11 protein-coding genes are annotated in these 13720 nt (G+C 69.1%); 9 read left to right on the plus strand and 2 right to left on the minus strand.

Annotated elements, in window-relative coordinates:
* Positions 1-27 precede the first annotated feature (27 nt).
* From FHR77_RS04955 to FHR77_RS04990, 8 genes are all read left to right on the plus strand, one after another.
* Positions 28-942 carry a LacI family DNA-binding transcriptional regulator gene (locus tag FHR77_RS04955; RefSeq protein WP_208380404.1) on the plus strand — a complete coding sequence of 305 codons (915 nt, stop codon included), beginning with the start codon at positions 28-30 and terminating at the stop codon, positions 940-942.
* 199 nt (positions 943-1141) lie between these two features.
* A complete protein-coding gene (locus FHR77_RS04960) occupies positions 1142-2437 on the plus strand; it encodes an ABC transporter substrate-binding protein (protein WP_167259061.1) in 1296 nt (431 codons plus the stop codon).
* Entirely contained in the window at positions 2434-3402 is a 969-nt protein-coding gene (locus tag FHR77_RS04965) for a carbohydrate ABC transporter permease (RefSeq protein WP_167259062.1), read from the plus strand. The genes FHR77_RS04960 and FHR77_RS04965 overlap by 4 nt, the downstream gene beginning before the upstream one ends.
* Positions 3399-4256: a carbohydrate ABC transporter permease gene (locus FHR77_RS04970; RefSeq protein ID WP_341777225.1), complete on the plus strand. Its 858-nt coding sequence runs from the start codon at positions 3399-3401 to the stop codon at positions 4254-4256. Before FHR77_RS04965 ends, FHR77_RS04970 begins: the two co-directional genes overlap by 4 nt.
* A complete protein-coding gene (locus FHR77_RS04975) occupies positions 4253-6751 on the plus strand; it encodes a glycoside hydrolase family 2 protein (protein WP_167259063.1) in 2499 nt (832 codons plus the stop codon). Before FHR77_RS04970 ends, FHR77_RS04975 begins: the two co-directional genes overlap by 4 nt.
* Before the next feature lie 2 nt (positions 6752-6753).
* Positions 6754-7722: an ROK family protein gene (locus FHR77_RS04980; RefSeq protein ID WP_167259064.1), complete on the plus strand. Its 969-nt coding sequence runs from the start codon at positions 6754-6756 to the stop codon at positions 7720-7722.
* Positions 7723-7878: 156 nt separating this feature from the next.
* Complete coding sequence (locus FHR77_RS04985; protein ID WP_167259065.1) at positions 7879-10683, plus strand: carbohydrate binding domain-containing protein; 2805 nt, start codon at positions 7879-7881, stop codon at positions 10681-10683.
* Positions 10680-11690 (plus strand): glycosyl hydrolase, encoded by a 1011-nt coding sequence (locus FHR77_RS04990; protein WP_167259066.1) that lies wholly within the window; start codon positions 10680-10682, stop codon positions 11688-11690. The genes FHR77_RS04985 and FHR77_RS04990 overlap by 4 nt, the downstream gene beginning before the upstream one ends.
* Before the next feature lie 370 nt (positions 11691-12060).
* On the opposite strand, the gene FHR77_RS16740 is transcribed toward FHR77_RS04990, so the two are convergent.
* Positions 12061-12345, minus strand: coding sequence for a WGR domain-containing protein (locus FHR77_RS16740; RefSeq protein ID WP_167259464.1), 285 nt, complete (start codon positions 12343-12345; stop codon positions 12061-12063).
* Between the two features lie 35 nt (positions 12346-12380).
* On the opposite strand from FHR77_RS16740, the gene FHR77_RS16580 reads away from it, so the two are divergent.
* Complete coding sequence (locus tag FHR77_RS16580; protein ID WP_208380405.1) at positions 12381-13439, plus strand: SHOCT domain-containing protein; 1059 nt, start codon at positions 12381-12383, stop codon at positions 13437-13439.
* A 10-nt stretch (positions 13440-13449) separates the two neighbouring features.
* On the opposite strand, the gene FHR77_RS05005 is transcribed toward FHR77_RS16580, so the two are convergent.
* Entirely contained in the window at positions 13450-13704 is a 255-nt protein-coding gene (locus FHR77_RS05005) for a hypothetical protein (protein WP_167259067.1), read from the minus strand.
* Positions 13705-13720: the final 16 nt, after the last annotated feature.

The raw sequence follows: 13720 nt of genomic DNA on the forward strand, positions 1-13720 counted from the left end.
ATGATCGGGGCCGAGGAGGACGAAGCGATGAGAGACGCGACCCTGGACGAGAGCGACAGTCCGTCGCGCCTCCCGCGGCCGATCGGCCTGACCCTGGTGCGTCCCAGCGAGATCTACGGGGCCGAGCCGTACTTCCACGAGCTCACCGCCGGCCTCGACCGTGTCGTGCGGCCGCGGGGGCATGCGGTCTTGCTCAGGGTCCTTCCTGACCGCGAGGCTGAACTCGACCTGTGCCGCCGGTGGTCGGCCGGGGGCGTCGTGGATGCCGTGGTGCTCGTCGACCTGAGCGTGGACGACCCGCGCGTGTCCATGGTCGCCGAGCTCGACCTGCCTGCGATCTCGGTGTCATCACCCGCCATCTCGAGTGGGCTCCCGGCCGTCTGGACGAACGACGACGTCGCCGTCGAAGAGGCGGTGAATGCGCTGGCCTTGCTGGGCCACGTCCGTCTCGCCCACGTCAGCGGACCGCTGCGCCTCGCCCACTCCGTCGCGCGCCGGGACACCTTCGTGTCGGTCTGCGACGATCGGGGGCTGATCGCGGCGACGGTGACGGGCGACTACTCGTTCGAGTCGGGCGAGCGAGCCCTCTCGGCACTACTCGACACCCAGGTCGACTCTGACGACCAAATCATCGAAAGCGCCCCGGCTGTTGTGACCGCAGTGGTCTTCGACAACGACCTCATGGCGCTCGGCGGACTTGCAGAGGCACGACGCCGCGGTCTCAGCGTGCCCGGTGACCTCTCGCTCGTCGCATGGGACGACTCGGCCCAGTGCCAGCTCTCCGAGCCGCCGCTCTCCGCCCTCAGCCACGACGTCCAGCGCATCGGCGAGATGGTGGGCGAGACGGTCTTGGCCGTGCTCGACGGTCAGAGACCACCCACGCTCGAGGCACCGCCCATCGTCTTCGTGCCCCGGGCGACGACTGGCCCGCCCTCCCACTGACGCTCCGAGTGCGGCGCCACTCCGTCCCTCTCGCCCTCATCCTCCGATCCATTGTGCATAAATTAATAATCAAAGTCTTGACAGGGCGCGACGCCGCGGGTGAAGCTGAGGCACCCGACCAGCTCGCACCCGCCGAGACCTGCCGGACAGAACGGCCGAGGCACCCCGCCGGCACCCACGAACGAAGGAGTTCGCACACATGAAGAAGACAGCACTCATGGGCATGGCGATGGTCTCGCTCACCGCGATCAGCCTGACCGGCTGCTCGTCCGCGTCCAACGACGACGGCGATCCCTCGGGCGAGATCACCGTGCTCACCAACCGCACCGACCTCGTCGACACCACCTTCGCCGACTACGCGAAGACGTTCGAGGACAAGTACCCGGGCACGAGCGTGAAGTTCGAGGCGCTGACCGACTACGAGGGCGACGTCAAGATCCGCCTGAACTCGAAGGACTACGGGGACGCGCTGCTCATCCCCAGCTCGAACGTCACGAAGGACCAGTACGCGAGCTTCTTCGAGCCCCTCGGCACGGTCGACGAGATGAGCGAGAAGTACCGCTTCGTCGACGCCGGTGCCTACGACGGCCAGTCCTACGGCATCTCGACCTTCGGGTCAGCCATGGGCATGGTCGTCAACAAGAAGGTCTGGGCCGCTGCCGGGATCACCGAGGCTCCGACCACACAGGAGGAGTACCTTACCGACCTCCAGGCGATCCGCGACTCGACAGACGCCGACCCTTACTACACGAACTACGCCGATGGCTGGCCCCTCGCTGCCATCGAGAACAACCTCGGGGCCACGCAGGGCCCGGACGTGCGCATGGAGATGGCCGCGGACGACGCTCCGTGGACCGAGGGCACCGACCAGTACAAGATCGATGACCTGCTGTACCAGACAGTCGAGGCCGGCCTCAGCGAGGCCGACCCGACCACCACCAACTGGGAGGAGTCCAAGAACCTCCTCGCCCAGGGCAAGATCGGATCGATGGTGCTCGGCTCCTGGGCCGTCAGCCAGATGCAGGACGCCGCCGAGGCCGCTGGCGCATCGCGCGACGACATCGGCTTCTGGCCGATGCCGTGGCAGGTCGACGGGCAGTTCACCTCGGTGACCGCCAGCGACAAGGTCCTCGGTGTCAGCAAGAACAGCGACAACAAGGCGACCGCGAAGGCATGGGTCGACTGGTTCTCGAACGAGTCCGGCTACGCCGAGAGCCAGGGAGCCATCAGCCCCGTCAAGAGCGACCCCGAGCCCGACACCCTCGCCGACTTCTCCGCCCTCGACGTGCAGTACCTCGAACTGGCTCCCGACCCGGTCGGCAAGGAGGCACTTCTTACGGACATCGCCAACGAGGCCGAGATCGACATCTTCGGCAACAGCTACAAGCAGAAGCTCATCGACACAGCCCGCGGCGCAGCCGACGGCGACGAGCAGTCGTTCTTCTCCGACCTCAACGACCGCTGGGCCGCAGCACAGGAGAAGGTCTCCGAATGACCCAGCTCGCCTCGCCTCCCGAGGTCGCGGCGACCGTCACCGACAAGGGCCAGCGCCGGGGCAAGCGCCCCGGCGCCGGCTCGGCCGGGCGCGTGGGCCGACGCGGCCTCCGCATCGCCCCGTGGCTCTTCCTGGCCGTGCCGCTGGCGTTCCTCATCGTCCTGACCTACGTGCCCGTCGCGAACCTCCTCTGGTACAGCGTCACCGACTGGGACGGCCTGTCGCCGGTCAAGGAGTTCGTCGGCCCCGAGAACTTCGTCGACATCTTCACCCGGCCCGAGATCTTCCAGGTCTTCTTCGTCAGCCTCTTCTACCTGGCCGGCGCCATCGCCCAGCTCGTCCTGGCCCTGTACTTCGCGACCCTCCTCAGCTTCAAGACCCGCTTCTCGAACCTGTTCAAGGGGATCATCTTCTTCCCGTACCTCATCAACGGGGTCGCGATCGGGCTCGTCTTCCTCTACTTCTTCCGCCCCGGCGGCACCCTCGACGCCCTCGCCGCCCTGGTCGGCGTCGAGAACACCCCGCAGTGGCTCGGCGACCCCGGCGTCGTCAACACCTCGCTAGCCGCGACGAGCGTCTGGCGCTACATGGGCCTGAACTTCGTGCTCTTCTTGGGCGCGATCCAGTCGGTGCCGTCCGAGCAGTACGAGGCGGCCGACCTCGACGGCGCGACGTCCTGGCACAAGTTCCTCTACATCATCGTGCCCAGCATCCGACGCATCCTCGGCCTGTCGTTCATCCTCGCGATCGCCGGTGCCCTCTCGGCGTTCGAGATGCCGTACATCATGACCGGAGGCGCCAACGGGTCGGAGACGTTCGTCATCCAGACCGTCGACACCGCGTTCCGCTTCTCAAAAGTCGGCCTCGCCTCCGCCATGGCCGTCGTCCTGCTCATCATCGTGCTCGTCATCACAGCGGTGCAGCGGCTGCTGTTCCCGGACGAGAAAAAGGAGGACGCCTCGTGACCAGCACCGCGTCGCTCACCCGCTCGCGCGCGCTCGCCCGCACCGGGACGATCGTCAAGTACGTCAGCCTCGTGCTCGCGTGCCTCGCGGCCCTCGTCCCGCTCGTCACCATCGTCATGCTCGCCTTCAAGACGGACGACGAGTACCGGACCACGGCCCCGCTCAGCCCGCCCGGCAACTGGCTCAACCTCGACAACTTCGTCACCGCCTTCACCCAGGGCGGCATGCTGATGGGCTTCGTCAACACGGGGATCATCCTCGTCGTCTCCGTCGTCGGGACCATCCTGATCGGCACGATGGCCGCCTACGCCATCGACCGGTTCCGGTTCCGCGGCCGGAAGCTCGTGCTCGGAGGGTTCCTGCTCGCGACCCTCGTGCCGTCGGTCACGACGCAGGTCGCGACCTTCCAGGTCATCAGCGCCCTCGACCTCTTCAACACCCGCGGCGCGGCGATCCTCATCTTCATGGGAACCGACATCGTCGCGATCTACATCTTCCTGCAGTTCATGCAGTCGATCCCCGTCTCGCTCGACGAGGCGGCGATGCTCGACGGCGCGAGCCGCTTCACCGTCTACTGGCGGATCGTCCTGCCGCTGCTCAAGCCGGCCATCGCGACGGTGGTCATCATCAAGGGCATCGCGGTCTACAACGAGTTCTACATCCCCTTCCTCTACATGCCCTCGCAGGACCTCGGCGTCATCTCGACCTCCCTGTTCCGCTTCATGGGCCCCTTCGGCGCGCAGTGGGAGGTCATCGCGGCAGGCACGCTGCTCGTGATCATCCCCACCCTCATCGCCTTCCTCTTCCTCCAGCGATACATCTACAACGGCCTCACGGCAGGAGCCACCAAGTGACCACCACCTTCCCCACCACCGCGACCGAGACTCGCCGCCCGCTCCACGACGGCTGGTCCGTCCGCTCGACCCGCGGCCCGGTGCCCGCCGACATCGCCTCGGCGACCGTCCCCGCCACGGTGCCCGGCCTCGTGCACACCGACCTGCTCACCGCCGGCCTCATCCCCGACCCCTACCTCGACCGCAACGAGCAGAAGGTCACCTGGATCGGCGCGAGCGACTGGCAGTACCGCACCACGTTCTCGTGGAGCCCCGACGGCCACGACCGTCACGACCTCGTGTTCGAGGGCCTCGACACCGTCGCCACGGTCACCCTCAACGGCACCGAGCTGGCACGCACCGTCAACCAGCACCGCACCTACCGCCTCCCGGCCGACGGGGTGCTCGTCGACGGAGACAACGACCTCGTCGTCGACTTCGCCTCGCCCGTCGCCTACGCCGACCAGGCCAGCCTCGACATCGGTTACCGGCCGCACACCTACTCCCACCCCTTCAACGCCATCCGCAAGGCGGCCTGCAACTTCGGTTGGGACTGGGGCCTCGACGCGGCCTCCTCGGGCATCTTCAAACCCGTCACCCTGCACTCCTGGTCGGGCGCCCGCGTCGAGAGCGTCCGCCCCGTCGTGACGACCGACGGAGGCGCGGGCCACGTCCGCGCCCACGTCACGATCGAGAGGGCGGCCGGCTCCGACGCCGCGCTGACAGTCTCCGGCCTCGTGGCGAGCCCCGACGGAGCCGAGGCCGCGACGGCCAGCGTCGACGTCGCCCCGGGCGCGACCGAGGCCGTCGTCGACCTCGACGTCGACGACGTCGCGCTCTGGTGGCCTCGCGGCCACGGCGACGCCGTCCTCTACGGCCTCGCCGTCGACCTCGTCGTCGACGACCAGCCCGCAGCCGCCTGGTCGAGCCGCATCGGATTCCGCACGGTCGTCGTCGAGCTCGAGCCCGACTCCGAGGGCACCAGCTTCCGCGTCGTGGTCAACGGCCAGCCGGTGTGGACGAGGGGCGCGAACTGGATCCCCGACGACGCCTTCGTCACGCGTGTCACCCGCGACCGCGTCGCCGCCCGCCTCGACCAGGCCGAGTTCGCGAACATGAACCTGCTGCGCGTCTGGGGCGGCGGCTACTACGAGTCCGATGACTTCTACGAGCTGTGCGACGAACGCGGCATCATGACCTGGCAGGACTTCCTCTTCGCCTGCGCTTCCTACGCCGAGGAGGAGCCGCTCCGCAGCGAGGTCGAGGCCGAGGTCCGAGACAACGTGACGCGCCTCATGTCCCACCCGAGCCTGGTGCTCTGGAACGGCAACAACGAAAATATCTGGGGCTTCGAGGAGTGGGGCTGGGAGAAGCGCCTCCAGGGTCGCACCTGGGGCCTGGGCTACTACCTCGACCTGCTGCCACGCCTCGTCGCCGAACTCGACCCCGAGCGGTCCTACACGCCGGGCAGTCCCTGGTCGGGCGACCCCGAACGGCCGGCGAACGAGATCGAGCACGGCTCGGTGCACCTCTGGGAGCTGTGGAACCGCGTCGACTACCCGCACTACCGCGACACCGTGCCCCGTTTCGTCGCCGAGTTCGGCTGGCAGGGCCCCGCGACCTGGTCCACGATCCAGCAGTCGATCTCCGACTCGCCCCTGACGCCCGAGTCGCCCGGCATGATCTGGCACCAGAAGGCGACCGACGGCAACGACAAGCTGACCGACGGCCTCGTCGCGCACCTCCCGCTGCCTGACGACACCGAGGACTGGCACTGGGCGATGTCGCTGAACCAGGCCCACGCGGTCGCCTTCGCCATCGAGCACTGGCGGTCGTGGAGCCCCACCACGATGGGGTCGATCGTCTGGCAGCTGAACGACTGCTGGCCCGTCACCTCGTGGGCCGCCGTCGACGGCTACGGACGCGCCAAGCCGCTGCTCTACGCCCTCAAGCACGTCTACGCCGACCGCCTCGTCACGATCCAGCCGCGCGGCGACGACCTCGTCGCCGCCGTCTCGAACGACTCGCCCGAGGCGTGGGAGGCGCAGGTCGTCCTCCAGAGGCTCTCCTACGAGGGCGAGGTGCTCGCCTCCGCGACGGTCGACCTGGCGCTCGACGCCCGCACCACCACCACGGTCGCGATCCCCGCCGAGGTCGCCGCCTTCGGCGATCCCGCCCGCGAGCTGATCGTCGCCACGGTCGGTGCCGAGCGGGGGCTGTGGTTCCCGGTCGAACAGCGTGACTCGGCCCTGACCGCCGCCGACCTGACGACGGTCGTGACCGCGGTCGACGGCGGCTACGACGTCGTGGTGACCAGCGCCTCCTTGGCTCGCGACGTGACGCTGCTCGTCGACAAGGTCGACGTGCACGCCGTCGTCGACGACATGATGGTCACCCTGCTGCCCGGGGAGTCCGTGACGTTCCGCGTGAGCAGCGATGCCGACCTCACCCCCGAGCAGCTGACCTCGGCGAGCGTGCTCCGCACGTCGAACCAGCTCGTCGTCGACTGGGCCTGACGATGTCAAGGATCGCCCTGGCCGTCGACCTGGGCGGCACCAAGGTCGAGGCTGCCCTCGTCGACGACGACGGCCGGATCGTCGGGGGCAGCCGGGTGCGCGCAGCCACGGGCGCGGCGGCCTCGCGGGCAGAGCTGCGGGGTGCCGTCGGCACCGTGGTCGACGGTGCCCTGGCCGCCCTCCCGGCCGGCGGCGAGCTGGTGGGTGCTGGCATCGGGTCGGCCGGCCCCGTCGACCTCGTCGCGGGCACGGTGAGCCCGAAGAACCTGCCCGTGCTCGCCGGGTTCGACCTGCGCCGAGAAGTCGAGGTCCGCCTCCAGGCCCTGCCGGTCCGGCTGCGCCTGGACGGCACTTGCATCGCTCTCGCCGAGCACTGGCTCGGAGCGACGGCTGGGCTCGCGGACACGATGTCCATGGTGGTCTCGACCGGGGTCGGCGGCGGGCTGATCGTCGGCGGTGCCCTGGTGTCGGGCAGGACGGGGAACGCCGGACACATCGGCCAGATCCACGTCGCCGGCTTCGGAGGGGAAGCAGGCGAGGCCGACTCGACCACGCTCGAGGCCGTCGCGTCCGGGACGAACGCCGTGCGCTGGGCCCGGAGCCACGGCTGGTCCGGGACCTCGGGGGAGGACCTCGCCCTGTCGTGCGCCGACGGGGAGCCGACCGCCCTGGCGGCCGTCCACCGATCCGCAGCAGCCGTCGGCCAGGCGATCGCCAGCACGACCACGCTGCTCGACCTGGACGCCGTCGCCATCGGCGGTGGCTTCGCGGGGGTCGTGCCCGATTACGTCGACCTGGTGCGCCACGGGGCCCGTCGAGCCACCGTGCTCGCCTACGCCACCGAGGTGCTCATCGTCCCGGCAGCCCTCGGATTCGCCGCTCCCTTGCTGGGAGCCGCCGCACTCGTCCACCGCCCCGACATGGTCGACCCGAACCGGGTCGACACACGGCGGCTGGTCAGCACGACCTGACACCAGGCCGCCCGACCGGGGCGCCCTGATCACCGCACAGCCGAAGGAGCCTGAGCACCCATGACGACACCGACCGCCACCAGCGTCCCCAGCCACGACCATCCGTCCCGCACGACCCCGAGACCGACACGGAGGCGGTCGATCCGAGTGTGCGCCGTGGTCGCCACGGGCGTCCTGCTCGGCTCGCTCGCACCCCTGACGCCACACCAGGCGGAGGCCGCGTCCGCCGTGCCGCGCGCGGAGTGGACGACCCAGAACACCGAGTTCGTCACCCGGGACGCGTCACGCCTCCAGCTCAGGGGAGAGACCTTCCGGGCCAGCGGGGCCAACATCTACTGGCTCGGCCTCGACGAGAACGTCGGAGGGGTCGACTACCCCACCTTCTTCCGCATCAAGGACACCCTCGACTCGGCCCACCGTGCCGGCATCACCGTCGTCCGCTCGCACATGGGCACCTCGACGGCCCAGGACGACGCGAACACGCTCGCGCTGATGCCGAGCCTGGGCGAGTACGACGACGACGCCTTCGCCACGATCGACTTCGCCGTCGCCTACGCCGGGTCGCTCGGCATCCGGCTGATCTTGCCGCTCACCGACGAGTGGGAGTACTACCACGGCGGCCACCGCGACTTCACGACGCCCCTGGGCCTCGAGTCCGCCGACTTCTACACCGATCCGCGGGCCATCGACGCCTACCAGGACTACGTCGACCACGTCGTCGGGCGCACCAACGCGCTGACCGGCGTCCCCTACGCCGAGGACCCGACCATCATGGCCTGGGAGCTCGGCAACGAGCTCGAGGGCATGACCCTCCCGTGGATCGACGAACAGGTCGCCCACGTCAAACAACAAGCCCCGTCGCAGCTCGTCGCCGCCGGCCGACGGTTCGACATCGACCCCGACACCCTCGCCGCGGCCGCGCTCGACATCGTCGACGTCCACTACTACCCTCCGACGGCCGCCCGCGTCTCAGCCGATGCCGCGACCGTCACCGCCGCCGGGAAGGTCTACATCGCCGGCGAGTACGCCTCGACGGCGGCGACGCCCGCGCTGTTGAGCCCGCTCGCCCAGGACCCAGCTGTCTCCGGGATGTTCGCCTGGTCGCTGTTCGGCCACGACGACCGCGCCGGCCTCGTGCCCCACGACGACGGGTTCACCTTCCACCTGCCCGGAGGGACGCCGTCCGAAGAGTCTCGGGCCGAGGCGATCCGCCAGTACGCCCGCGACATCGGCGTCGTGCTGCCCGCCCTGCCTCTCGAGGCCCCGCTCGTGACGAGCGTGCAGCGAGCCCAGGGCATCTCGACCATCACCTGGCGCGGGACCGCCGGCGCAGCCGGATACGTCGTCGAGCGACAGGTCACCGACCAGCCGTGGACGACCGTCACCGAGGAGGCGCTGGGCGCGTCAGCCGGGACCGTCACCGACATCGAGTCCCCGGCCGGCGCCTCCTACCGGGTCCGGGCGCTCGACGGTACGGGGACGACCGGACCCGCGTCCGACGTCGTCCGCCCGGACGGCGGCGACGTGCTCGTCGATCCCGTGCAGGACTGGCGCCTCTCGTCCGCACACGACGGCGTGACGGTCGCGGCCGACCCCGACGGAGGGTCCGTGATCGCAACGGACGGCACGTCCGGTTCGGTGGCCTGGCAGCGTGTCGGGCTCACCCGTGCCGAGTTCCAGGTCGACGAGCCGGCCGCCGCCCGCGTCGAGACGAGCGCGGACGGCAGCACCTGGGTGCCCGCCGCCACGGTCGTCACCGACGAGGGCTCGATCGTCGCCGACGGCCTCGCCGGTGACCACGTCCGCGTCGTGCTGACCGGGGACGCGCACCTCACGCGCGCCACCCTGCGGTCCGCGGCCATGGACCCCACCAGAGCGCCCGGGGCGTTCTTGCTGCAGGCGCCCCTCGACGAGACGACGGGCACCACCTCGACGCCGGACTTCGCCTGGACGGCCGCGGCGGACGCCGCCTACTACCGCTTCGCGCTGAGGGACCCCAAAGGCACGATCGTGGCCTCGGCCGGCGGTCTGACCGGCACGTCGTACCGGCCCGACGTCACGCTCGAGCCCGGCACGACCTACCGCTGGTCGGTCGAGGCCGTGAACGGTGTCGGCACCACGACGTCGGTACCCACGACGGCGTCCTTCTCCACCCGTCCCCTCCCGACGGAGGCGCTCGTGGTGGAGGACTTCGAGGAGTACGCCGACGAGGCCGCCCTCACCAGCACCTACGTGCGCAACACGGGGGGCGGAGCTGTCACGCCCACCCTCGGTGAGAACCCGTCCACGGGCTCGCAGGCGGGACAGTTCGCCTACGACCTCGCGGGCCCCGGCTACGCGGGCGTCGTCCGCACCCTCGCCGAGCCGCAGGACTGGTGGGGCTACACCGGCCTCTCGCTCTCGCTGCGCGCCCCCGCCGGGGACGACGTGACCGTACAGATCGTGGCCGGAGGGTCGTACTTCGAGACCACCCTCGCGGTCGAGGGGGAGGGCTGGCAGCAGATCGACGTGCCCTTCGGCGCGTTCGCGCCGCCCGCCTGGGCAGGCGACGCCGTCCTCGACCCGTCGAGCGTGACCCAGCTCGCCTTCTACCTCGGCGGCGACGGGGCGGGCGAGCTGCTCGTGGACGACGTCGTCACGACGGTCGACCCTGCCGCGGTCGTGCCTGTCGACCCGGGCACGCCGGGCACGCCCGGAGCGCCCGGTGGGGATGCCGGACCGGGCGCAGGTCCGGGGTCCGGTGCAGGAGGCACGGTGCCCGTCAGCGGGACCGGGATCGTCCCGACCTCCGCGACCACCGCCTCCACGGGTCTCGCCTTCACAGGCTCGGCCTCGACCACGGCGCTCGCCCTGGCCGCCCTGGTATCGGTCATCGCCGGTGCCGTCGCACTCCGAGCCGCACGACGACGTCGGCTCACAACGACGACCACCTCGGTGGTCGAGCGAGGAGAAGCATCATGACCACACGTTCCAAGCGCACCGCCCTCGGGGCCAGCGTCGCGTTCCTCTTGGCAGGAGTCCTCGCCGTGGGCGCCCCAGCTGCGACCCCGGCCGAGGCGTTCAGCCCGGCATCCAAGGGCACCGTGCTGAACTACTTGGCCAGCATCAAAGGCCAGAAGACCATCAGTGGGCAGCACAACAAGGAACCCGCCGGGCAGCCGAGCCAATACACACAGCGCGTCAAGGACATCACCGGGGTCTACCCGGCGCTCTGGGGCGGGGACTTCCTCTTCGCCGCCTCCGACGTGGCGAACCGGCAGCGGGTCGTCGACCAGGCCAAGACGGAGTGGAAGAACGGGGCGCTCGTCTCGCTCACATGGCACGTCTGCCCACCGACGGTCGGCTCGTCGTGCTCCTGGAACGACGTCAACGCGAACCTCACCGACGCGCAGTGGTCGCAGCTGACCACGAACGGGACGGCGCTGAACTCGGCGTGGAAGTCACGACTCGACGAGGTCGTCCCCTATCTGCAGCAGCTGAAGGACGCGGGCGTGCCCGCCGTCTTCCGCCCGCTGCACGAGATGAACGAACAGTGGGCCTGGTGGGGCGGACGTTCGGGCTCGGCCGGCTCCGCCAAGCTCTACCAGATCACCCGCGACTACCTCGCCGGCACGAAGGGCATGACGAACCTCATCTGGGCCTGGAACGTGCAGGACAACCCGGCCGGCGGACTGGCCGGCTACTACCCGGGCAGCTCGTACGTTGACGTCGTCACCCTGGACGCCTGGTACAAGACCTTCCCGAGTGCAGCCGAATACCAGACGATGCAATCGATCGCGGCAGGGAAGCCGATCGCCCTGGGCGAGGTCGGCAAGATGCCCACGTCGGCGCAGCTCGCCGCACAGCCGAACTGGACATGGTTCATGCACTGGTCGGAGCAGCTCGAGTCCGCGAACACACAACAGGCGATCAAGGACACCTACGCGAACCCCCGCGTCCTGCACCAGGGTGACATTGCCATTCCCTAGCTCGAACCACGCCCGGCATCGGGCATGAGAAGGGCGTCGGCGCGCGATGCGCCGACGCCTTTCCTCTCCTGCGGCACTTGCGATGCGACTCGCCCCATGCGCCCCGGCTCCAAGTGCTTTGGCGAGTGTTCCGTGCGCCGGCGCGCTCAGCTGGAGACGCGGCAGAGTGCTCGAGGTCCGGGTCCGACCGTGCCGGCCCGGCACCGTGTCCCTCCTGCTGACTGACTCGCAAGCTACGGCACCGGGGCCGCCGACAGCAGCTGTTGGCGCTGACGACTTCGCCCTGACAGGTGCGTCGTTGGCCCGGGTTCTCGCGTTGGCTCTGATGCTCCTGGCCATCGGGGCGGCTCTCGTCGTCCGCCATCGCCGCTCAGCCGCCTAGAAAGGATGCCGGCGGTCTTGCCCGACCACGAACAGCTGGCTCCCGTCCGGCTGCCGGCTGTGCAGCGTTCGGCCAAGGTCGCATCTCAGTGAGCCGTGTCTCACCGTCGGCGCCGACGCGGCCATACGTCTTCGACACGCGACCGGTCTGGGCCAGTTCGAGGCTGTAGAACTCGTTCGAGTTCGCCTTCGTGTCGTCGTCATGCCTATCCCATGAGCGGCATGAGGTCGTCAGCTTCCGTAGATGGCGGCGCGGCGAAACGGTGTTGAACAGGTCTCAGCGACTCGTTGTGGATAGCATCGCGACTCGTGACCACTTCGATCGATGACCTGGCGCCCCAGGATGAGTTCAAGTCGGGCGCGGAGACCATGCGCCTGACTGACGACGGTCTGGTGATGCACTTTACGGGCATGCTCACGCAGACCGTCCGCAAGAAGGCCTCTCCCTACGAGGTGCCTTTCGAGTCAATCGAGACCATCGACTACACGCCGTCGTCGAACTGGAAGCCCGGGTTCATCACCTGGCAGCTCGTGGGGGACGACAACCCGCAGCCAAAGCCGGAGTACAACGTCAACGCGTTCATCATCCAAAACAGCGCCCGTGGGCCGAAGGCCGAGGAGTTGCAGGCTGAGTGGCTAGGGCTGGCCAATCGGCTGGTGGCCCAGGTCGCGGAGGCTCGCGACGTCGACCCGAGTCTGGTCATGAGCCCCCGTTTCGGCAGAACAGCAACGGCGGCGGAAGTCGCGAGCGACAAGCTCGTCGTCAAGACGACGAAGGTCGAGGCGAAGGCCGTTGTCGTCGAAGAGAAGAAGGCTGAGAAGGCGCGCATCGCTGCCCTCACCGGCGCGAGTCAGTTCACCTTCTTCGAGATGTTCGGCACCTTGCACGTCTTTTCCAACGAGGTGTGGAAGGGCAAGCCTCACGGCCCTGGATCGGTTGGAGGTTCCCTGGCCGGTGCGATCGCCGAAGTGAGTACAGAGGGCCACCTCCAGCAGCGCCTGACGCTGACGCGCATGTTCGTGCTCGGCCCCATCGCGCTAGCCGCACCGAAGCAGACCGGAAACCAGAAGTTCGTCTTGCACATCTCCGGCGAGGACTACGACATCCAGTACATCCCGTCCGGGAAGACGCCGAGTTACAACCAGCTGGCCAAGGCCGCCCAGTTCATCAACAATCAGTCGCGGAAGCTCAAGCCGATGCTGACCGAAGAGCCGTCGGTGGCGCCGACGGTCCTAGTCTCCTCGACGCCACGAAAAGCGGAGGCGACCCTGGCTGAGCAGCTCCGTCAGCTGGCAGCGCTTCGCGACGACGGGATACTCACCGAGGACGAGTTCACGGCCAAGAAGACGCAGCTGCTGGGGCTGTAAACGGCCCCGTTCACGCAGCCAGCCCGTGCGCGTCACGGTCGCGCGACAGCGCAGGCAGCGCCTTCGGCAGGATGGCCTCGGACACGGCCTCGTCCATGGACGCCTCGAGGGGCTGCTTGAAGCGGCCGAGCAGCTGACGGAGGGTTCCGTTCGGCAGGAGCTCAGCGTTGGCGATGAGCTCGGAGCCTCGGTAGACGCCGAGGGGGTAGGAGCGGTGGTCGACGGCGACGGCACCGTACGAGAGACGGTCGACCAGCGCGTCCATGGCTTCCCCGACCTCG

Source organism: Frigoribacterium endophyticum (assembly GCF_011759585.1).
GTDB lineage: Bacteria > Actinomycetota > Actinomycetes > Actinomycetales > Microbacteriaceae > Frigoribacterium > Frigoribacterium endophyticum.